Origin of the sequence: Aquimarina rubra, assembly GCF_042684305.1 — a bacterium.
Lineage (GTDB): Bacteria > Bacteroidota > Bacteroidia > Flavobacteriales > Flavobacteriaceae > Aquimarina > Aquimarina rubra.
Genome location: NZ_JBHULE010000035.1, coordinates 416,959 through 438,880, shown reverse-complemented (window position 1 = coordinate 438,880; position 21,922 = coordinate 416,959). Strand labels below are relative to the sequence as shown.

Genomic DNA, 21,922 nt, shown 5'->3' with positions numbered 1-21,922 from the left:
ACTTTTAAAATAAATCACTCATTCTTTTAGAGCCCTCATTCATATTTCTCCCGAGAGGAGAAAGGCACAAAGGTTTGTGTAATTTATTTTAAAAGTTTGTATAATGTAAATTATCTTTGCTGTAAAAATAACATAATATGTTTAGTACTGGTCAGTGGATATTTGCAGGATGTTTTGTAGTCGCTTTTATCATTTTAATGATATTTAGCTACCGAAAAGATCTTAAACTACATCGCAAATATTACAAAGGCAGTATTTATATTCTCATCGGTTTTATTATCTTTATTTTGTTGCTTTTTGTCTTAAAGATGTATTTAAGGCCAGAGTAAAAAAACTATACCCCTAGTTTTCAATCAAGTACTAGTTTTTATAGCCAATATCTTTGATAGTTGGTACAATATCTTTTGAGGTTTTTTACCTAGAAAAGGAAAAATACCTTGTATTGGGTATGGAACGCTTTTATTTTTTTGAAGAGATTTGGAATGACTAAATATTTTACTGATGTCTGGAACTGAAAACAAGTTTTATTCTTTTAATATTGACTACAAATATCAACTGCAAACCAATTGGTGTTGGGCAGCTTGTTTTCAATGGATTTCAGAGATACTAAATTTCACTCCTAAAATGGGTAAAGAACAGCATAATTTCGTTTCTTATTATAATGACAATTACAAGAACGGCTCTTGGAATTGTAATAAGGAAAACCCAGATTACAATTGTAACATTCCAATAGAATTTGATGATGTAGAAGGCTTGGTAGAAGATGTATTTGGCTTTGAATGCAATGAAATAGATCTCGTGTCATATAGCAATAGTGCAGAACGGACTTCAACTCTAAATAAATTACTCGATTATGATTATGTAAAAAGAACCCTGAAAGAAAACAACTTCCCGATAATCCTGGCAGTTTCAAATCATATCCTATTAGTTACTGGTTATGGAATCAAAAATGAATGTAAATATATTTTAGTTTCGGATCCAAAAAACAACAAGGGAGAGAGTTTTTGGGTAGATGACAATTACATCGGCAATAACATACTTCGAATCAAAAGAATTTGGATTACAAACAACACTTTTAGCCCTGATAAAAAAATAGTTGAGGATTCATTTATAAATTTCTATTCTCAAAAATCAATTGAATTCAATAATTCCATAAAAGAGAACATTCAGGCTCCTTATGAGGATGACTTTAGTATATTCTTTTTAGCCCAAGATATTAATCAAACTATTATCAACTATAAAGATCGTGATTCAAATTTGTTATTGGATCATATAGTACATAAAATAAAAGAGTTTGATATTAAAACTTCCTGTAGCATCAAAATTAAGAAAAAGGAGGTAGACAACTTAGAATTAATATATAATAGTGTTAGAAACTATCTAAAAACCGGAGAGTTGAATATTGACATAAATGATTTCGAAAACCATATCAATGAATATAGTACTCGCGTAAAATTAAATACTATTAAAGGAGGTTTATTTCTAAATATTATTGAAGCACCTGAAGAATTCGATATCATCAATAAAAATATTCCAAACGATGAATTTCATAAAATTTTAGAAGAATACAATAATAACTAAACTAAAAATCAAAATGGCACACGAGGCATTAAAATTTAACGTACAGGTAAAAGACTATCAAAATTGGCAACCAATAGTTGGTTGTCAACATTATGGAACTTTTTACATGATTTATATTAAATTTATTAAAGTTGAAAAAGAAGGTGATAAATTCATTTATACTTGCAGTTTTAAGCTACAAAATTATACTGGTGCTATTACCATGGGACTTACGGGGTATCCAAATATAGAAGTTTTAGATGATGAAGAAAAGAAAGACAATGAAAACTTTTTGAGGGAAAATATTCCAGGTTTTGACGAACTAACAGAAGAAGAGCAACAAAAAACTTTAGACACTCATAGAATAGACTGTGAGCTAACAATTTACACAAAACCATTTCATTATAATGAAGAAATTACTGAATGCAGATTAAATCCTATTAAAAGCCCTTTAGAAGGAATGACGCTAAACGTGGACTGTGTAAAAAATATTCCGGATAGTACATATTATAATGAATCAAACCCCTTACAGTCGAAATACATAAATCCATATCATTTTAGAAGAACTGGTGATGAACTATTAGAATTGGGTCATAAAAGACACATTATTGATGAACCATTTAGTGGAAGAAATGACGGCGGTACTCTTTTAAGTCAATGTAATCCAAGTAGAAGCTTTCTTATTTAATTGAAAAAAATAGTTATAATTATAACGTTACTTAATTGCTTTGTATCATTTTGCAATAATGATAGTAAGCAATTTTTCAATGCTATAAGAATTAGTGATTATCCTACCGCACAGATCATTCTGAAAGGGGTCGATGATAAAGCTTTACAGGAACAGTTAGAGTTTTTTTATGACATAATGCATAATAAAAGAACTAACCCTAGTCCAGTTTTTAAAGCTTATAACAATAACGATACACTTTCCTTGTCTTACAATCTTAATTTAATAAATAAAGCACTTTATGAATATCTGAAGGATGGAAATGAAATATCATCCTTTAGAACACTTAAAAAAGCCCTTAACCTTGCTAAAAAAAGAAAAGATAAAATTCTAATATGTGAAACTCTGAAAATCATTTTAGAAATTTATCAAAGGTTTACATCAGTAATTGGAGATGAATCTTACAAATATTACATTAGTGAATATAGGAAATATGCTTATGATGAATTTGAAATAAAAAACTGTATTCTTAAAGAGTTTAAATTAATAAAAAAACAGCATTATAACTCTGAAAAGAAATACTTAGTAAATTTTCTTAAGGTAAATGATCAGCTTTCGGATATTAACTTTACTTTTTTAAACGCTAAAAGAGATATTACGTTTTCAGCATATTTTCGATATGAAGAAGAAGATCTGGATAAAAGTGAATTCCTAATAAGGGAGGCAATAAAAAACTTAGAGTCTTTGGAAGGACTTTTTGAAAACGAAAGGCTTATCTGCGCAAAAATAAATTTATCCATAGTCTTATTTGAAAAAAGATTATTTAATGAGGCTTATAACGTAATAAATAAGATTAATACGAATCAAAACATTTATATCTATAAACTTCTTAAAACTTTTTTATATTATTGGAAATACGAGATTTACAAAGCATTAGGTAAGATTGATCAAAGCAAAGATTACTATATTAAATATTTAGAGTTAGAGTTACTGAATGACCAATCGAAAAAAAAACAATTAGTCTCTGAATACGAAACTAAATATCAGACTTTAGAAAAAGAAAAAAAAATAGTTCAGCTTCTAAATACAAATCTTAAAAGTGAAGCCGAACGAATTAAAAATAGAAATTTGCTTATTGGCTCTACTTCTATATTAATTATAGGCTCGATTATCGCTATATTGATGTACAAAAACACCAAACGCAAACAACGGATTGCAGAGCAAGAACGCGAAATCGAAATCCAAAAAACAGAAAAACTACTCAAAGAACAGGAACTCACTGCGATTGACGCCATGATCTCCGGGCAGGAAAAAGAACGGCAACGTTTGGCCAATGATCTACACGATAATCTGGGCAGTACACTAGCCACAGTAAAACTGCATTTTGATCACCTAAAAAACAATCGAGACAATCCTAAAGCGGAAAATATAGAAGAACTCTACAGCAAAACCAATAACCTACTGGATGAAGCCTACCAAAAAGTACGAACCATCGCCCACGAAAAAAATAGCGGTGTGATGGCGAAACAAGGATTGCTACCAGCAATAAAAAATCTAGCAAAAAAAGCATCTAACGGTGATGGTTTACTAATAGAAGTACAGGATTATGGTTTAGATGAACGATTGGATAATGCATTAGAGATTTCCATCTTTAGGATTATTCAGGAATTGATTACGAACACAATCAAACACGCGAATGCATCTGAGATCAATATCTCATTAACCAATCATGATTCCCTCCTTAATATTATTGTAGAAGATAACGGAAAAGGCTTTGATGCTAAAATACTGCCAGAAAAAGATGGTATGGGACTAAAAAGCATCGAAAAACGGATAGAACATATGGAAGGAACTTTTGAGATTGATTCTACCATAGGAAAAGGAACGAACATCATCATAAACGTACCAATATGATTACAGTAGCTATTGCAGAAGATCATCAGTCACTTATCGATGGTATTCATTTATTATTAAAATATGAAGAAGAAGTTAGCATCGTTGGTATGGCCAATGATGGCGAAGAATTATTAACCATCGTAAGAAGAAAGCAGCCCAAAGTAGTGCTCATGGATATCCGCATGCCTAAGATTGACGGTATAGCCGCTACAAAAATCATCAAAAAAGAATTACCGCACACCAAGATCATTGCTTTCTCTATGTTTGATCAGGAAGATGCTGTGAGACAAATGATAGCAGCCGGAGCTTCTGGTTATTTACTAAAAAACTCTCCACTAGAAGAAGTATTGACCGCTATCCAGGAAGTCATGAAAGGCAACACCTATTTTGATGCTACTATTGATCCTTCTTTCTTCTCTGAAGATACAGAACAACAGGCAAAAAAAACAGTTTTATCTAAAAGTGAACGTGAAATTCTAACACTTATAGGACAAGGAAAAACCTCTTCAGAAATTGCTGCTATCCGCTTCAATTCTGTATCTACTGTAGAGACACATCGCAAAAACATCATTCGTAAACTAGGACTGCACGGAAAAGGAGAATTGCTGCGGTACGCAATTGAAAAAAAATATGATTTTTAACGTCTAAGACGTATTTACAATGAAAACGAAAATACCCTGTTACGGGTATTTTTTTGTGCTTGTTTCTAAGGTAGATTTGGTGTAAACAAAAAACACCATTCAAATGAAAAATTTCTATCTAACAACGATTATTGGACTACTCTTCTGCTACGGTTGTAGCGAAGATAATGGCGATTCAGGAAACCCGGGGATTTCTGATCCGGCACAAATTGCGAATATCATGAACGACAATTTAGTACTACCTGCTGGTTCTTTTGTAGTAGATCCAAGTACTGTACAAATTGACGAATCTATTACTATTGGTAATGGTTCTTCTAGTGTTGTTCCGCTTGCTTCGGGGCAAGCTATGACGAATTCTATCTCTTTTAACGCACCAAACGGCAATGTAAACGCTGTAGGAATGCGTTTTGGAACTACAGGACCTATTTATTTTGTTCCGATAAATACCAATGGTGCAACTTCAGGTACCGGAAATTTTGATTTCTTGATCAATCAGGGAATTTGTGCAGATCTCTCACAAGTTTGTCATGATATTAAGTGTTATGAATTTGCCCAAACATCTGCCGGTAACATTTCCAGAGGTAATATCAGGGATGTAGCGATGCTGTGTGGTAATTGTGATGAACCTTCTTGTCAGGGTCTGGTCGATCCTGCAGATTGTGGAGGTTTGCAAGGACAAGACGGAAGTCCTCGATTTAATCTTACCTGGTCTGGTAGTGCCGACTTAGATCTGTATGTAACGGATCCAAATGGAGAAACACTATCCTATCTAAATAGACAATCAACATCTGGTGGAGCACTAGACGTAGACTGTACCGGAAATTGTGCCGGAGGCAATTCAGAAAATATCACCTGGGCTAATGGTGGTCCTTCTGGTGCCTATCAATTCTATGTAAACATATTTAGTGGTAGTTCCACATCTTATACCATCACCGTACGAGATAATGGTGGCACGGTTAACACATATAATGGTACTATTAGTAGTGGAAATTCTAATACAATAACGTATAACAAAAACTAGATTTGTTACTTTTTATTGAGTTAATTAAGCCAGAAAAATACCTGTAATCGGGTATTTTTTTGCCTTCAGTCCTTATTTAAATTTAACAAAACTTTAAAATATTTTATTATGACAAAATTGAAACTTTCAGATTTCGAAATTGACAATGTTTCTAAAAACTACAATTTCAGGAGAACATTTTATTCGGCCTTATTGGTATCATCACTTGCAGTAACAACTTCTTGTACCACAGATAGTCCAATCTGTACGGATAGCAATAGTGGAGATGCTGTGGGAGCCGGAGTTAACTGTGCAGATTCGGATTAATGGATAATCCGATTTTGAAAAACAAAAAAAGTTACTTCGTTGTTTCACAAAATTGTAACTGGAAAAATACCCGTTTTTGGGTATTTTTTTGTTTTGTGTTTGTATTTAATTTTAACATAACAACAAACATTCAAGTTATGATTACATATTACCGTTACAATACAAAACTCCTTGAGAATTTTAAAAAATTTACTACGAAGAATACATACATCTTCTTTTTTTTAGCCTGTCTTTTTATTCTCTCCTCATGCTCCTATCATCATCCAATCAACATATAAAATGATGATATCAATAAATCATACTCTAGCACCAAAAAACAAAAAACGTCATTCATATAAAACTACTAAAAAATGAATCTACAAGAAATATTACATCCGGTAACAACAGATACTTTTTTTGAAAAATATTTCGAAAAAAAACATTTAGTCATTAAAAATAGAGATCGAAAGTTCTTCGATAAATTACTTTCTGTAAAGGACCTAGACTCTATTTTATTTTCTTTGACCAACCATCATCCAGATTTTAGGTTAGCAGACCATTCTAAGACCGAAAAACCTAATGCTAAGGAATATACAATCAAAGATTCTGATATTATTGATCCATTAAAATTTTCTAATGCTTTTGAAAATGGAAGTACATTAGTAATGTCAGGACTTCAGAATAAAATATATAGCCTCAGAAAATTAACCAATGAGTTAGAAACTTTTTTCAAACATCGTGTACAAACAAACATTTATCTAACCCCAAAAAAGTCACAAGGGTTTTCTACTCATTATGACACTCATGATGTTTTTATTTTTCAATTTGAAGGATCCAAACATTGGCGTATATATGATCAACCAGTACCATTAGCCGACAAAACAACCCCTTTTGATAAAGAAACATTTGTTCCTGGAAACATAATTGATGAATTCACTTTAGAAGAAGGAGATGTTTTATACATACCCAGAGGCATTGTACACGATGCTTACTGTACCCATCAAAACTCGGGACACATCACCACTGGTATTATTGGCAAAACTTGGGCAGAACATCTGGCAGAAGTTCTTATCGAAAAATCTAAATCCATCCTTCCTTTAAGAAAATTTACCAAGTTTCATATGATGAACGAAGAGGAAAAAAATAATGAAATCAAAGAAGTTACTGATGTGGTAATCAATCTTATTAAAGAATTACAGCAGGATGAAGAAATTATCGATGATTTTTATAGTAGACAAAAATCTATTGCGCAAGGGCAATTAAGCCAAATGGTCAATATTGATCGTATTGACAAAGACTCTAAAATCAAAATCAGAGAGAAAAATAAATTTAGAATGATCAAAAACTGCGAAAAAATAGATGTGAAATTTTATGATTTAAAGCTATCGATGCCGATTCAATGTGAGTTATTTCTAAACACTCTCATAGTACAGGACAAACCATTACCTATACATAAAATTAACTGTAACCTAGATGATGAAAGCAAAATTTTGGTTACCAAGCAACTTTCTAAAATTGGAGTACTAGATATTGCTTCTTAGAGTTATCTTTAAAAAAAAAGAAATCACCTTCTAGAACTAGTTTTCCGGAAGGTGATTTACATTAAACGGTATTCTCTTCCTAATTCACTTCAGGCAAGAATCCGTATGTCTTACTATACTCTAGCATCTGCGTTACAAAATCTTTAGGCTGAGTTACATTGATCTTTGTAATTTCTCCGTTATCGTCCATTTCTGGAACTAAAACCGGATTTACAAATCCGCTATAAGGAGCAGATGTAAATTGTTCGTTTCTCTTTAGAACTTCAGCATGAATTGCTTGATCAACTTTTACACCATATCCTTCTACTAATTCCTCTGCTGCTTTAAAATCGCCTTCAGATTTGATACGTTGTGTTTCGCGTAATAAACGACCAAAGATCTCACGTAGTTTTGCATAGTCCTTAATATTGTAATATGTTTTTCCGTCTCTGGTAACCTTTTCGATTACATTATCTTTAGCTCCTTGTTCAAAAGCCCAAGCACTCACCCACTGGCGATTACGCATATGTGCTTCTTCTACATCATCACCAAGATTCAAACGTATTAGCTGTGTCATCAATCCATTTCTGATATAACCATCATAAGCAGCTTTTCCTACCTTTTCCCAGTCTTCTACCAATCCTAATTCTTGTAGTTTTGGATCCATTAAGTAATATAAACCTACTAAATCGGCACGTCCTTCCTCCATCGTAGAAGCATAATTTTTAAGTGTTTCTTTAGTTTCACCCACTCCTGGATTTAGTTTACCCGATGCATGTCCAACTACTTCGTGCAACGCTGTATGTAATTTATCCGCTAATTGTCCGTATTTCTCTTCTAATTCATATTCTTCATCATCATGAACATACTCCTTTAAACGTCCTGAACTACCTGCATTGTTATAAGCTCCAATAATATTCCCTAAGGATACTGACTTAGACCCAACTGCAGCTCTGATCCAATTGGCGTTTGGAAGGTTTACCCCTATTGGCGTACTTGGCGAAGCATCGCCTGCTTCTCCAGCCACCGTAACTACTTTATACGTAACACCAACAACACTATCTTTTTTATGTTCATCCATTAATGGAGAATTATCTTCAAACCATTGTGCATTTTCTGATAAAACCGCCATTTTTTTAGACATATCAAAATCCTTGATCTGCACGATAGTTTCATAAGACCCTCTATATCCCAATGGATCATTATAGACTTCGATAAAACTATTGATATAATCAATATTACCTTCTGTAGCCTTGGTCCAGGCCACATTATAATCATCCCAAGTTTTTAAATCTCCTGTTTTGTAATACTCAATTAATAATCCAATAGCATCACCTTGTGCTTTATTTTCTGCAACATCCTGTGCTTTTTCTAACCATTTGATAATCTCATCAATTGCAGTACCGTATAATCCTCCTGATTTATATACTCTTTCTTTAAGCTCTCCGTTCTCTTTTACTAATTGAGAGTTTAAACCATAAGACAATGGTTTTTCAGGATCGGGAGATTTCATATTTCCATAAAAAGAAGCTACATCTTTATTGGTAACACCAGGTCCATAAAAGTTAACCGCTGATAAGGCAACATTATCAACACCCTTTGCCTGATTTACTTTTTTAGCATCTTCCGCGTTAAAAATAACATCGATTGCATCCTGAGATAACTCAGTTTTGGTTTCTGTTAAAAGAGAAGTCAGATATTCTTTACCAAATTCTGGTTTGATCTTATCATTACTATAATGATGGTGAATTCCATTAGAAAACCAAACTCTCTTTAGATATGTTTCAAAAACTTTCCAGTCAGCTGTTGTTTTATCCCCTGTATACGTTGTGTACACTTTTTCTAATGCTTTACGAATACTTAAGTTATGTCGGTAATTTTGATCCCACATAATATCTCTACCACTCAAACCAGCTTGGGTAAGATAATAGACTAACTTTTGTTCTTTTAAGGAAAGATTTTCCCATCCTGGAATCTGATATCTAAGTACTTTAATATCTGCAAACTGCTCAACTACATAGTTAAATTTTTCTTCGGCTTTTTCCTGAGCTTTTTCTTGCTGGTTGATCTGATCCTGTATGCTTGGATCTTTTTTACAAGCTATTAGCATCATACTGATAGCCATAAAAAATAGTATACGATTAAGTTTCATTTGTTTATGTTTATTGTTCTCAGCAAATGTAACGAAATAAAAAAAATCATGATTTCAGAAATCATTTTAACTGTAAAAATCGAAATGTTCAAAATTAAAATGGCCAACTCTCTGAAAATCTTAAAACTAAGAAAGCATCTCAAAAATTGACTATATTAGCTACACAAACAATCTAAACTAACTAACATGAAAATCATAAAATATTTATTCTTTCTTTTATTACTCGTTGTTATTGGAGGAGCTGCTTACATCGCCATGACCGATGGGAAGTTTCAGGTAGAAGAAAGCAGAGTAATAGAAGCTCCCGAGGAACTACTATTTAATACTGTTAATGAATATAAGACCTGGGAGAAGTGGGGACCATGGATGGATGATTCTGATGATATGATTATGGAATATGCCAATCAAACTAGCGGTAATGGTGCCTCCTACAGCTGGAAAAGTGAAACCCAGGGTGATGGGAGCATGAAGACTATCAAAGTTGCTCCATTTACCAGTATCGATCAAAGTATTACATTTATTACTCCAATGGGTGAAAGTAAAAGTGAGATTTACTGGAAATTTGAGAAACTCGAAAGTAAAAAAACAAAGGTTACCTGGGGCATGAAAGGAGAGCAATCTTTTATGGAAAAAGCGTTCTGGATGACACAAGATAGCACATTGTCTCAAAACATAAAGCCAATGTATAGTAAAGGGTTAGAAAAGTTAGATGCTTTTGTACAGGAAAAAATGAAGGAACATTCTGTTCACGTAGATGGAGTAACAGAGCACAGAGGTGGTTTCTATATGTATATTGCTACTGCTTCTCCAATTGCCGATATTTCTCAGAAAATGGCTCAAATGCTTCCTGCAGTAATGTCCTATATACAACAAAACAATCTGCCTCAAACCGGAATGCCTTTTACCATCTATAACGAGTTTAATCAAGAGCAAGGAACTGCAATTTATTCTACGGGAATACCTGTTAGAGATGAAGTAATAACGCCTGCAGACAGCAATATTCTGTGCAGTTCTTTACCACAACAAAAAGTAGTAAAGACAACATTAAAAGGAGATTATGTAAATCTAAAAGAGGCCTGGGAAACAGGTTATAAGTATATTGAGGATAATGGTTTAGAAGCTAATTCTGCATCTCCTGCTTTTGAAGTGTATAGAACAGATCCTAGCATACAGCCTAATCCCGCAGAATGGATCACCGAGATTTATATTCCGATAAAGTAACAACCCAGACAGTTTGAAAAGCTAAAATTTAGAAGATTTTCTTATCTAAATTTTAGCTTTTTATCTAGCAACTAAGGTTACAAAATGAAACAGTTAATTCTAGTATTTATAGGAGGCGGCACAGGTAGTGTAGCAAGATTTCTGATTAGTAAATATTTAAATAGTGACACTACCGGAATTCCATACGGAACATTTACTGCCAATATTTTGGGTAGCTTTCTCATAGGTATTATTCTAGGACTGGCACTAAAAAATAACGCCTTATCGCAAAATACAGTTTTACTACTTGCCACAGGTTTTTGTGGCGGATTCACGACCTTTTCTACGTTTGCTTATGAAAATCATATGTTATTACGATCAGGAGACTTTATGAGTTTTAGTATTTATACTATAGGTTCTTTCGTTATAGGATTTCTTTTAGTATTTTTAGGTATGTGGATGGTAAAGTAAGGAATTCTTACCTTAAGCATTTATTAACCATCCTTCCACTTTTAAACAACCAACATTAAATGAAAAAAATTGAAGCTATCATACGTAAATCAAGATTTAAAGAAGTTAGAGATGCATTGCATGAAATTGAAGTAAACTTTTTTACGTATTGGGATGTAACCGGTGTTGGAAACGAAAAGAAAGGTCACGTTTATAGAGGTATTAGTTATAGTACTTCTGATATACAACGTAGATATCTTTCTTTAGTTGTATCTGATGAGTTTGAGGAAAGAACCGTACAAACGATCATTGATGCTGCCAAAACCGGCGAAATTGGAGATGGAAAGATATTTGTATCAGAAATACAAAATACCTATAGAATACGAACCGGTGAACATGGTAATCAAGCATTAAGTTAATATAAACACTAATTATTTATTAGAGGCTTATCAGTTTTGATAAGCCTTTTTCATTTTTAATTCTGTCATTTTTATAGTTCGCATCAGAAAAGTTAGGCCTGAAATTTCAAAATTTAAAAAACCCAGTTTCAAATTCTTAAAAAACCTTTAAATAAACGTTAATGTCTAATTTTTTAGGGGTATAAAATCAAAAATACTTAAAAATACCCCTTACCACCCCTTTTTTTATTGGGGTGAAAAAGTTTTGAACTAGTTTTACAGCTCCAATTAAAAACAAATTAATACCAATTAATGTTTATTATGAAAACAAAAACCGTAACAAAACTTTTTAAAAAAGTATGTCTTTTTTCTTTAGCACTTATTAGCTTTACTTCAATCGCACAAGAGGAAGAAGAAAAGAAATGGTTCGATAATTTTTCTGTTAATGGATCTGTAGATGGATATTTCAGATATAATTTTGGGGCACAAAACGATAATTCTACAGCACCGGCTACTTCATTTGCTAATGAATCTGGATTTGCTTTAGGTATGGCCAATGTAATTCTTGGCTATGAAGGAGAAAAAGTAGGATTTGTAGCTGACCTTGTGTATGGTCAAAGAGGAGAAGATGCTGTGTTTAACTCTACTGATTCTGCTCAGATTATTAACCAATTATATGCTTACTGGAACGTTACTGAAAAATTCAAACTTACTTTCGGTAATTTCAATACATATCTTGGGTACGAAGTAATTTCTCCGACAGGAAATTTTAACTATTCCACTTCTTATATGTTCTCTTATGGACCTTTCTCTCATACAGGACTAAAGGCTGATATTGCAATTAATGATAATTGGTCTGCAATGGTAGCAGTTATGAATCCAACTGATTATACAGAGAACAACCCATTCGACACCTATATTTTTGGTGCTCAAATAGGATATTCTGCTGATAATGGTAGCGCTTATCTTAACTTTAGATACGGAAACGAAGGAGAACCGGGATTGGTGGGTCCAACATTCCAAGCTGATCTTACTACAGGATGGGATCTTTCAGAAAAATTTTACTTAGGAGTTAATGCAACCTATTTAACTACAGAAGATCAAGGAGATGCTGATGCATCAGGATTTTATGGAGTAGCATTATATCCACAGTTTAAGGCTACTGAAAAGTTTAGTATTGGACTAAGAGGAGAGTATTTTGCTGAGTTTGAAGGTGGTGCAGGCGCGTTAGTAACAGATGCTGATGGAGATGGAAGCGTTGTTGCAGCTACACTTACAGGTAGTTATGACATAGGAAATCTAACGCTTAAACCAGAAATAAGATTGGATTCTACTTCTGAGGATACTTTCCCAGATAACGATAATCCAGCAGAGTTTAACAAGAGCCTTTCGTCTTTTGTACTTGGTGCCATCTATAAGTTTTAATATATTATAGTTTAATATATTGTTTGTTTATGCTAAAAGCGCTCTGAAATTATCAGAGCGCTTTTTTTAGTATTTTTAATCTAATTAAAAAAAGAACCTAACTTTTCCAATAGATGTAAATCTATTATTTAGATTATAATTACCAATGCTGATGTCTTTCAAGGAGAATCTCAGCACATCTGGATTAGATAAAGATCCAGGATTTTCAAATGCATAAAACCTTTCACCACGAATTCTTGGGTTTGGATTTGGATATTTCAAAATAAGATACGAATTATCGTAAAGCTCAACAGAAGATACCTTTTTTGTTAAATCTACTTGACAACTATAATCAACAGGAAGAATTCCGTGTACACAACGAGTTTTTAATGGTACAAACTTATAATCCGGGTAAGCACTATTTAAATGAAAAATTATATTTTCCCCATTGTAGTTTTCACCTTCATATAATGTTACTCGAGAATAAACACAACAAGATTTAGAGATATTTTCTGAAGTAAAATTATCATTATAATAATCTAATTTTCGAATCTTTAAAACATCCGATCCATCATTAGCTATTACCAAGTCTTCCGAATTTGACATTATTTCTTCAAATTCTAAGTAATCATTACTTACTAGATATTGTTTTTCTTCAAGATCATATTCTAGTTTAAGTTTTTTACCATTGAGTAATAAATAAGTTTCTTGTCGTATCTGATTATTAATTTGTTCAGAGGTTTCTATTTCATCCTTACTACACGATGTTGTCATAGAAATGAACATTAAAAAAACGGTTAGTTTTGATAAGTAGTTTTTCATAATTTTAGTTTTTAAGAGTTAATAAATACTTACTTAGTATTAGATAGTTTCTCAAAAACTATTAATGTTACTTTTAAATTTTCGCTTTAACTTTTAATTAACTTATTTATTCTCCTCTAACTTATTATACTTTTTAACACCAACAGGAATCTTTATTTCCAAATGATTTTCCTCTGGAGGAATCGGACAAGAATATCTTTCGCTATACGCACAATATGGATTGTACGCTGTATTAAAATCAATTAGAATCACCTCTCCTTCGGGAATTTTAAGATCCATAAACCGACCTCCTCCATAACTGGTTTCTCCATTAGTTAAATCCGTGAAAGGAAGAAACAAATAGTCTTCATACTCCGCTTGTGTCTTTAATCCCTGATTTTGGTATATATTTAATATCCATTCTTTTTCCTGAAGTACAAAATGAGCCTCGCCATATTTAACATATACTGGTTCCCTATTTGTAGTAGTTTTCATGATAAAAGGAGTCTCATAAGGTGTCCTGATAAATTTTGCTATCACACTATAAGTCGTATCAATATCAAAAAAATCCAATTCCTTGAACGTCTTGAAGTCCTTTGATGTCAATGGCGATTTTTCTTCAGAAGCAAACTCCTTATTAAGTTCTTCCTGGAATGCCAATATTTTTTTAATGGTTGTAGAATCCTGAGCCACCACATGGCCAAAGAATAGCAATAATAAAAAAGATAATCTGTACACTGCCCCTTATTTTTTGCAAAAGTACAAAGCATTCACAATAAACCAGTTAATATTCTCTAAAATTGTATATAGTTTTTCGACAAAAAGTTAATTTTATCGGTTCTTAACAAACTAACCATCCATAGAGTGAAAAAACTCTTACTTAACTATATTGATACTTTTTCCGGCTTATCAAAAGAAGTTTGGTGGTTAGCTCTTATTACTTTGATAAATAGAATGGGAGCTATGGTAATCCCTTTTTTATCTCTGTATTTATCAGATAATTTATGTTTTTCCTTGAGTCAGATTGGTTGGGTAATGACCAGTTATGGATTAGGTTCTTTGTTAGGTGCCTGGATAGGTGGTAGATTAAGTGATCGTATTGGTTATTACAAAGTGATTTTAGGATCCCTACTACTAACAGGTATTTCTTTTTTTATCGTTCAATATTTTTCTAGTTTCTGGAGTATCTGTATTAGCTTTTTTGTTCTTATAGCTATTGCAGATGCTGCACGTCCTGCTTTTTTTGTTGCGCTAAGCGCCTATAGTAAACCAGAAAACAAAACCAGATCCTTAACCTTTATAAGATTAGCCATCAATCTTGGGTTTTCTATGGGACCTGCATTAGGAGGTTTGATTATAGCTACGGTTGGTTATTCGGGATTGTTTTGGGTAGATGGAATTACTTGTGTCATTGCAAGTATAATAATGATTAAAACCCTACATCCTAAAAAAGCTAGAGTGATCGATAGAGAAATTGTTGTAGATAATCCTATGCCTGCATACATGGATAGAACCTATATACTTTTTCTAGTCGCACTAACGTTGTTTGGGTTTATTTTTGTTCAGTATTTTTCTACGATCCCTCTATATTACAAAGAAGTGCATTTTTTATCCGAACAGAATATTGGGTTGATATTGGCATTAAACGGAGCGCTCATTTTTGTTTTTGAAATGCCTCTAATAGCATATTTAGAATCTACATCCTTTTCTAAAATAGGAAATGTAGTCAGTGGATTTGTTTTAACCGGAATTAGCTTCGTGCTACTTTTAATAACTCCGTGGGCTGGAATTGTCATTGTTGGGATGATCATAGCAACGATTGGAGAAATGATTTCGTTTCCTTTTGGGAATGCTTTCGCTCTGGATCGATCAAAAAAAGGGAGACAGGGCGCTTATATGGGATTATATAGTATGTCTTTTTCTGTAGCCCATATCCTCGGCCATAACTCAGGTATGCAATTTATTAATCAATATGGTTACGATAATACATGGTTATTTATGGCTGGAATTTCGGCGATTGGAACATTTTTACTGCTTATGGTTAAGCAAAAAGTCAATAAAGAAAAAAGAACTCAAATATTAAAACCTGTTTAAGAAACAATATCATGAAACACTTGTTATTTATCTTAGTATCCATACTAATTATTGGTTGTTCAGAAAAAGAGGAAAAGAAACCGCTGACGAATCAGGAAGAACAGATTAAAATAATTGAAGAAGAAAAAACATTCCCTACACTAGAGACTAACCGCTATAATGTGGCTTTCTTGATTATGGACGGCACTTATAACACAGAGTTTACTGCTCCTTTTGATATTTTTCAACATACACAGTATCGAAAAAACATTAAGCAGATGAATGTTTTTACTGTTGCCAATACCGACGATCCTATTACTTCTTTTGAAGGTGTAAAAATTATACCGGATTATAATTACCTAAAAGATACGCTCCCAAAAATCGATATTCTGGTAATACCCAGTGCAGAACATCACTTGGATACCGATCTCAAAGATACGGCAATGATTGATTTCGTAACAAAGGTGGATCAAACTGCTACCTATATGACCTCACATTGTGATGGCGCTTTTGTGCTAGCCAAAGCAGGCTTATTAAATCAGGTAGTTTCTACTACTTTTCCGAGTGACATCGATAAGATGCGTGATATGTTTCCGGATTTGGATATACGAAAAGAGGTTTTGTTTGTTCACGATGGGAAATACATCACATCCGCCGGTGGAGCCAAAAGTTTTGAAGCTGCATTATATTTATGTGAACATTTGTACGGAGTCGAAATTGCAAGATCACTGGCCAAAGGGCTTGTAATAGACTGGAACCTAAAAGAAGTACCTCATTTAGTAATTTCGAAATAAAACACAAACTACTGAAAAATAAGAAAGCGTTCATTTTACAGAACGCTTTCATCAATTTTAGGGCAAATTACGTACTCTCTTTAGCTTCCGGATTTGGGGTCTTTCAGACTAATGTCCTCACACCTAATGAGCCCTGACGTATTCCAAACTAAAATTTTAAATCCATATCGTCATACAGTTTAAAATGTTAATTCTGGTCATACATCAGTGTGTTTTTAAGTTGAAGTAAATATATTGTAAAAAAATTGTTAACGCAAAATTTTTAACGATAAAAAACATAAATATTCGATGAAATACACAAAAAACTTTGTTTTTAGTAGTTTTTAGCATAAAAACAAGAAGCTTCAATTTCATTTTTATTTATTAATTCCCTAAATTAATCGAAAGTAAACTGAGAAAGTAGCATAAAAAGAAAAGCGACCTTTTACAAGATCGCTTTCTCTTATCGGGCAAATTATGTACTCTCTTTAGTTTTTAGATTTGGGGTCTTTAGACTAATGTCCTCACACTTAATTTATCCCAATGTGTATTCCAAATTAAAATTTCAAATCCATATCGTCATATTTCTTGATATGTTAATCTGTGTAATACACACCTTAATATATTTTACGTGTTATAAAAATAAATGAAATTTTACACCAAAACCGTATTCTATTAAAAAGTTATTAACAAAATACCGATTAAACGCGTGTTAATATCGACAAAATACACTTTACATCAGTTTTCTGAAAAGTATTTTGATTTCCCTAAATACTTTTTGATGATATTATTATACTCTTTGGATATCCTCAATGACAAGGTTCCTTCTATGGTGTATAGTGCTTCTAGATCTTTAAATCCATTTTGAAGCATTTTTTCTAAATAAAAAAGTGCTGTTCCATTATCCCGATCCAGCACACTTAGCGAAATAATTTTCCGATATGCTTCAAAATCATTTTTATCTACGATTGTGTTTAGAATATTTAATAATATTTTCCTGTCTATTTCCCTAGACTCCTTGGCCAATTCCTTTTTATACTCTAAAATCATATGTTTAAGAAATCCTTTTATTCTAACCGCCATATCAACAGCGTACTTTTCTTTACTTTTCTGTAATTTATCCAATTCAGTCATTCTATACTGCCACCATCCTAAATTATCATATTGACTAAGCTCTACATCTTCATCCAGTGACAAAGCGAAGGTTTGTCTTAAGAATATTTCTTGGTTTTGATACTTTGTTCTTTGCCTCTTCTCTTTTTTGTAAGCATTGATTTTCCTTATCTCTTTTTGCTCTTCTTTAAGTGTATCTTCTTCTCTAAATAACCGATATCTATCACGCATTTGGGTCAACTGATCATAAGCGTAAAGATATTTGCCATTTTCTTTGAGCATTCTAGCTTCCTCAAGATCTTTTTCATAAATATTCCTGATCCAGATAGAATCTTTTGGCACATTGCCTTTTGCCATTGCTTCTAATGTAAAGTAGGGTAAGGCTTTGGCAATGATTCTTTCTGATGGCAACTTTTTATTCCCTTCATATATATATACTTCAGATGAGATTCCTTTCTTGTTTAAATACTTCTTAGTGTCCAAAAAGTTTCTGTACCTAAAACTTTGTTCTCCTACAATTCCGACATAAGAGAAATTTTTATTTCTATTCAACTTCAGATTATAATTATAACCGTCTCCTATTGCTATAACACCATTAATCTGTTTATAAAGTATTGGTAAGGAAGTATTAAGTGGTGCATCCTTACCCACTCCAAAAACGTACATTCTTTTATTTTTAATAGGAAAAAGAGAAACAATGTGCTTCATAAAAAGCGCTATATAATTTGTTTTATCATTCACACTTAGTTTTTCCCCATAGTTAGAAACCGCAATAATATATCCAAACTCCTCGGCAGATTTACTAAAAAGATGCGTTAACGAACTCATATCGCCGTTATTATCAAAACCAAAAAGGATAGGCCAACCTTTATTCAGGTCAAAAGATTTTGGCAAGTACAAACTATACACTCCTTTACTCGAAGGAACGGTTAGAGAATCTATTACTATTCCTTTTTTTAGTGTTAAAGTGCTTTGGCTATAACTGTATGTGATGGAGCACACAAGCGCAAAAAACAAAATAGTTTTCATAGAATTAGATTTCATGTTGAAATTGGTTTTAATAAAGACAAAGCCACAAAAAAAGTGCCAGTCGCTTTATTCAAGATAAAGTATCTTACGAATACTAAACTCCAATACTTCCCAGTTCAACCCCTTCAGAATATGCAACTTTGATATGATGTTCACTAAACGCTCTTTTGATCTCCTGATGAGCTATAAAAGTAACATCCCAAAAATCATCGGGTTTAACATAAGGCCTCACTGCAATTGAAACGCTATGCGAATCAAAATTTTCGATCCCTATTTCAGGAATCGGTGTGTCTAGAATCTTATCTATAGGTTCTAAAGTATCTTCTATAATCTTTTTTATCTTCGGAAAATCTTCACTGTAAGGCATGGTTACGGTTATTTCTAATCGAATAACCCCTTCTCTAGAATAATTAGTGACTACATCATCCGTTATTTTGGAATTAGGAATCATTAGAATTTTATTACCCGGTGTTTTTACAGTTGTATTGAAGATCCCAATTTCCTGTACTTTTCCAAACTTATCATCCACCTCAATCCAATCGGTTACCTGATATGGTTTAAGAAACATAATCAGTATCCCAGACGCAAAGTTACCTAAACTACCCTGGAGCGAAAGTCCAATAGCAAAACTAATTGCCGCCAAAATCGCCACAAAACCAGAAAGATCAGCTCCTAAAATAGAGATGACGATAAAAAGAATGGCGATTTTTAATAATACCGAGATAATTGAGGTCAGGAATGGGCGCATTGTATCCGAAATATTCATACGCTTTAAAGCAGCTTCTATCAGCTTTAGTATTCTTTTGATAATCTTGAATCCTATCCAAAGTACAAATGCAGCTCCGATAATTCTTGGTGCAAAAAATACAATTTTATCAATAGCAATATGCAGGTATTCTTGTATTCTATCCATATAGGTATTTATTATACCTAAAAATAGGAAAAGAAATGCATTCTTAACTCCTATTCATAAAAAAACGCTCAGCGTTTTCTTTGAGCGTTTTTTCTATCTTTTCCTGTACTATCTTTAGTTCCTTGAACCAATGTCCTCACACAAGATTCTGATAAATTCTATACACAAAAATATTATCAAATCTTATGCCAAAATTTAGAAAACAAACATTTTAAACACATCTATGTTTTATGAAATGAACATTAAAAAAAACGTCAATTCCAGTGATTTCCAAAATGAAATAAGGGAAAATTAGCCTGCCCGCCTATGGAGGGGTATCGAAAATAGCTTTTCTTGATCCAAAATCCCATTCTCGATACATCCGCCTGAGGCGGACACTCGAATCGACGAATTTTGAATCAATATGCACAACGGTTTTTTTAAATAAATTTCTTATTAGAAATCGCCTGTTTGTATTTCTTAAGTTCTTTTGCTACCCTTGGAGCCAATAAAAACAGTCCAATCATATTAGGAACAAGCATGGAAAAAATCATAGCATCCGAAAAATCAGTTACCGCTGTTAAACTAGCCGCTGACCCTATAATTACGCAGATGCAAAATATTGTTTTGTAGATATACTCCACATATTTTTTTCTTCCAAACAAATAAGACCAGGCCTGATATCCATAATATGACCAGGAAATCATAGAGGAAAATGCAAAAAGAATAACAGCTAAACTCAAGATATAAGGAAACCAGGAAATACCACTTTCTAATGCGCTAGCTGTAAGTAATACTCCTTGTTCATCAGAAATTTCGGCTCCTACCTGAATTTGTCCTGTTATAATTAAAACGAGCGCGGTCATAGTGCAAATCACCACGGTATCTATAAAGGGTTCTAATAACGCTACTAACCCTTCGCTAGCTGCATATTTGGTTTTAACGGCTGAATGTGCAATAGAAGCTGATCCAATTCCGGCTTCATTAGAAAAAGCCGCTCTTCTGAAACCCTGAATCATAACACCAACTACTCCGCCGGTTATTCCTTCTGCACTAAAAGCTCCATCAATGATAGCATAAATCGCATCTGGTATCACCTTATAATTAATAGCTATTACTGTAATTACCGCTAATACATAAACAACTACCATAGAAGGAACAATTTTATCAGTTACCTTAGCTATTTTTTTAATTCCGCCGATAATTACAATTGCTACGAAAATTGCCATTATTACACCAAATAGCCATCCTTTACCGTAAATAAAACTATTTTCAGCACCGGTTACGTGTTCAAATAATTTGAATGCCTGATTCGCCTGAAACATATTTCCACCTCCAAAAGATCCACCAACACACATGATTGCAAAAATCACAGCCAGCACTTTTCCTAAGGTCGTAAATCCCTTTTCTTTTAAACCTTTGCTCAAATAATACATAGGACCACCATAAACGGTTCCATTGCTATCGATCTCTCTATAAGCAACACCCAATGTACACTCTACAAACTTAGATGCCATTCCTAAAAGACCAACCAAGATCATCCAAAATGTGGCTCCGGCTCCTCCTATAGATAAAGCAATGGCCACTCCTGCCACATTCCCCAATCCTACAGTAGCTGATAAAGCAGCTGTTAATGCCTGGAAATGACTTACTTCTCCATCTTTACCTTCTACCCTAACCGTATCCGGTTGATCTCCTTCTATGGTATGAACCGATTCCGAAACTTCTAAAGTGTTTGATGTTTCCAGATCATCAAATTTACCTCTAACAATATTTATAGAAGTCCAAAAATTTCTGAAATTAATCCCTTTGAAATAAATCGTAAAATAAGATGCTCCCAACAAAAGAACAACCAGGACCCAAGGAATCCCAACTTGAGATGTTATAGGGATTTCTGCAAAAATCGCCTCTACAAACCAATCCGTTGCATTCTTAAATCCATCATTGATTTGTTGATCTATGGTTTGTGAATAGGTTTCTTGCGCTGTGGCAGAAGCATTTGCTAAAAACGAAACGCACATGGCTATAATTTTCTTCATCTATTTGT

Annotated in this window: 19 protein-coding genes; 13 read left to right on the top strand and 6 right to left on the bottom strand. The window is 33.1% G+C overall.

From position 1 onward, the window contains the following. Window positions 1-501: 501 nt before the first annotated feature. The 7 genes from ACFSR1_RS21715 to ACFSR1_RS21685 all read left to right on the top strand — a co-directional run bounded on the left by ACFSR1_RS21715 (window position 502) and on the right by ACFSR1_RS21685 (window position 7,611). On the top strand, window positions 502-1,581 hold the full coding sequence (locus ACFSR1_RS21715; protein ID WP_378295131.1) for a hypothetical protein: 1,080 nt from the start codon (window positions 502-504) through the stop codon (window positions 1,579-1,581). Window positions 1,582-1,594: 13 nt separating this feature from the next. Next, a complete protein-coding gene (locus tag ACFSR1_RS21710) occupies window positions 1,595-2,248 on the top strand; it encodes a hypothetical protein (RefSeq protein ID WP_378295130.1) in 654 nt (217 codons plus the stop codon). Further along, window positions 2,249-4,141: a sensor histidine kinase gene (locus tag ACFSR1_RS21705; protein ID WP_378295129.1), complete on the top strand. Its 1,893-nt coding sequence runs from the start codon at window positions 2,249-2,251 to the stop codon at window positions 4,139-4,141. It begins immediately after the preceding gene. Next, the gene (locus ACFSR1_RS21700) at window positions 4,138-4,764 is read left to right on the top strand and encodes a response regulator (protein WP_378295128.1); all 627 of its coding nucleotides are present in this window, start codon (window positions 4,138-4,140) and stop codon (window positions 4,762-4,764) included. The genes ACFSR1_RS21705 and ACFSR1_RS21700 overlap by 4 nt, the downstream gene beginning before the upstream one ends. Before the next feature lie 103 nt (window positions 4,765-4,867). Then, on the top strand, window positions 4,868-5,785 hold the full coding sequence (locus ACFSR1_RS21695) for a YfaP family protein (RefSeq protein WP_378295127.1): 918 nt from the start codon (window positions 4,868-4,870) through the stop codon (window positions 5,783-5,785). Window positions 5,786-5,893: 108 nt separating this feature from the next. Beyond that, window positions 5,894-6,091, top strand: coding sequence for a hypothetical protein (locus ACFSR1_RS21690; protein ID WP_378295126.1), 198 nt, complete (start codon window positions 5,894-5,896; stop codon window positions 6,089-6,091). A gap of 350 nt (window positions 6,092-6,441) precedes the next feature. Then, a complete protein-coding gene (locus ACFSR1_RS21685) occupies window positions 6,442-7,611 on the top strand; it encodes a cupin domain-containing protein (RefSeq protein WP_378295125.1) in 1,170 nt (389 codons plus the stop codon). Between the two features lie 79 nt (window positions 7,612-7,690). On the opposite strand, the gene ACFSR1_RS21680 is transcribed toward ACFSR1_RS21685, so the two are convergent. Next, window positions 7,691-9,742, bottom strand: coding sequence for a dipeptidyl-peptidase 3 family protein (locus ACFSR1_RS21680; protein WP_378295124.1), 2,052 nt, complete (start codon window positions 9,740-9,742; stop codon window positions 7,691-7,693). 186 nt (window positions 9,743-9,928) lie between these two features. On the opposite strand from ACFSR1_RS21680, the gene ACFSR1_RS21675 reads away from it, so the two are divergent. The 4 genes from ACFSR1_RS21675 to ACFSR1_RS21660 all read left to right on the top strand — a co-directional run bounded on the left by ACFSR1_RS21675 (window position 9,929) and on the right by ACFSR1_RS21660 (window position 13,215). After that, a complete protein-coding gene (locus tag ACFSR1_RS21675; protein ID WP_378295123.1) occupies window positions 9,929-10,963 on the top strand; it encodes an SRPBCC family protein in 1,035 nt (344 codons plus the stop codon). An 84-nt stretch (window positions 10,964-11,047) separates the two neighbouring features. After that, on the top strand, window positions 11,048-11,413 hold the full coding sequence (gene crcB / locus ACFSR1_RS21670; RefSeq protein WP_378295122.1) for a fluoride efflux transporter CrcB: 366 nt from the start codon (window positions 11,048-11,050) through the stop codon (window positions 11,411-11,413). A 59-nt stretch (window positions 11,414-11,472) separates the two neighbouring features. Continuing rightward, a complete protein-coding gene (locus ACFSR1_RS21665; RefSeq protein ID WP_378295121.1) occupies window positions 11,473-11,811 on the top strand; it encodes a P-II family nitrogen regulator in 339 nt (112 codons plus the stop codon). A 300-nt stretch (window positions 11,812-12,111) separates the two neighbouring features. Beyond that, on the top strand, window positions 12,112-13,215 hold the full coding sequence (locus ACFSR1_RS21660) for a porin (RefSeq protein ID WP_378295120.1): 1,104 nt from the start codon (window positions 12,112-12,114) through the stop codon (window positions 13,213-13,215). Window positions 13,216-13,299: 84 nt separating this feature from the next. Here the strand turns inward: ACFSR1_RS21660 and ACFSR1_RS21655 are convergent, their stop codons facing one another. Together ACFSR1_RS21655 and ACFSR1_RS21650 are read right to left on the bottom strand one after the other, a co-directional pair. Then, entirely contained in the window at window positions 13,300-14,016 is a 717-nt protein-coding gene (locus tag ACFSR1_RS21655; protein WP_378295119.1) for a hypothetical protein, read from the bottom strand. Between the two features lie 102 nt (window positions 14,017-14,118). Then, a complete protein-coding gene (locus tag ACFSR1_RS21650; protein ID WP_378295118.1) occupies window positions 14,119-14,733 on the bottom strand; it encodes a DUF1684 domain-containing protein in 615 nt (204 codons plus the stop codon). 126 nt (window positions 14,734-14,859) lie between these two features. On the opposite strand from ACFSR1_RS21650, the gene ACFSR1_RS21645 reads away from it, so the two are divergent. Further along, window positions 14,860-16,089: an MDR family MFS transporter gene (locus tag ACFSR1_RS21645; RefSeq protein ID WP_378295117.1), complete on the top strand. Its 1,230-nt coding sequence runs from the start codon at window positions 14,860-14,862 to the stop codon at window positions 16,087-16,089. Window positions 16,090-16,100: 11 nt separating this feature from the next. Further along, on the top strand, window positions 16,101-16,862 hold the full coding sequence (locus tag ACFSR1_RS21640) for a DJ-1/PfpI family protein (protein ID WP_378295116.1): 762 nt from the start codon (window positions 16,101-16,103) through the stop codon (window positions 16,860-16,862). Window positions 16,863-17,579: 717 nt separating this feature from the next. Here ACFSR1_RS21640 and ACFSR1_RS21635 read toward each other — a convergent pair. The 3 genes from ACFSR1_RS21635 to ACFSR1_RS21625 form a co-directional block, all read right to left on the bottom strand. Continuing rightward, a complete protein-coding gene (locus ACFSR1_RS21635; protein ID WP_378295115.1) occupies window positions 17,580-18,998 on the bottom strand; it encodes a hypothetical protein in 1,419 nt (472 codons plus the stop codon). Window positions 18,999-19,077: 79 nt separating this feature from the next. Next, window positions 19,078-19,896 carry a mechanosensitive ion channel family protein gene (locus tag ACFSR1_RS21630; protein ID WP_378295114.1) on the bottom strand — a complete coding sequence of 273 codons (819 nt, stop codon included), beginning with the start codon at window positions 19,894-19,896 and terminating at the stop codon, window positions 19,078-19,080. A 419-nt stretch (window positions 19,897-20,315) separates the two neighbouring features. Further along, window positions 20,316-21,914, bottom strand: a complete 1,599-nt coding sequence (locus tag ACFSR1_RS21625) for an alanine/glycine:cation symporter family protein (protein ID WP_378295113.1) — start codon at window positions 21,912-21,914, stop codon at window positions 20,316-20,318. Window positions 21,915-21,922: the final 8 nt, after the last annotated feature.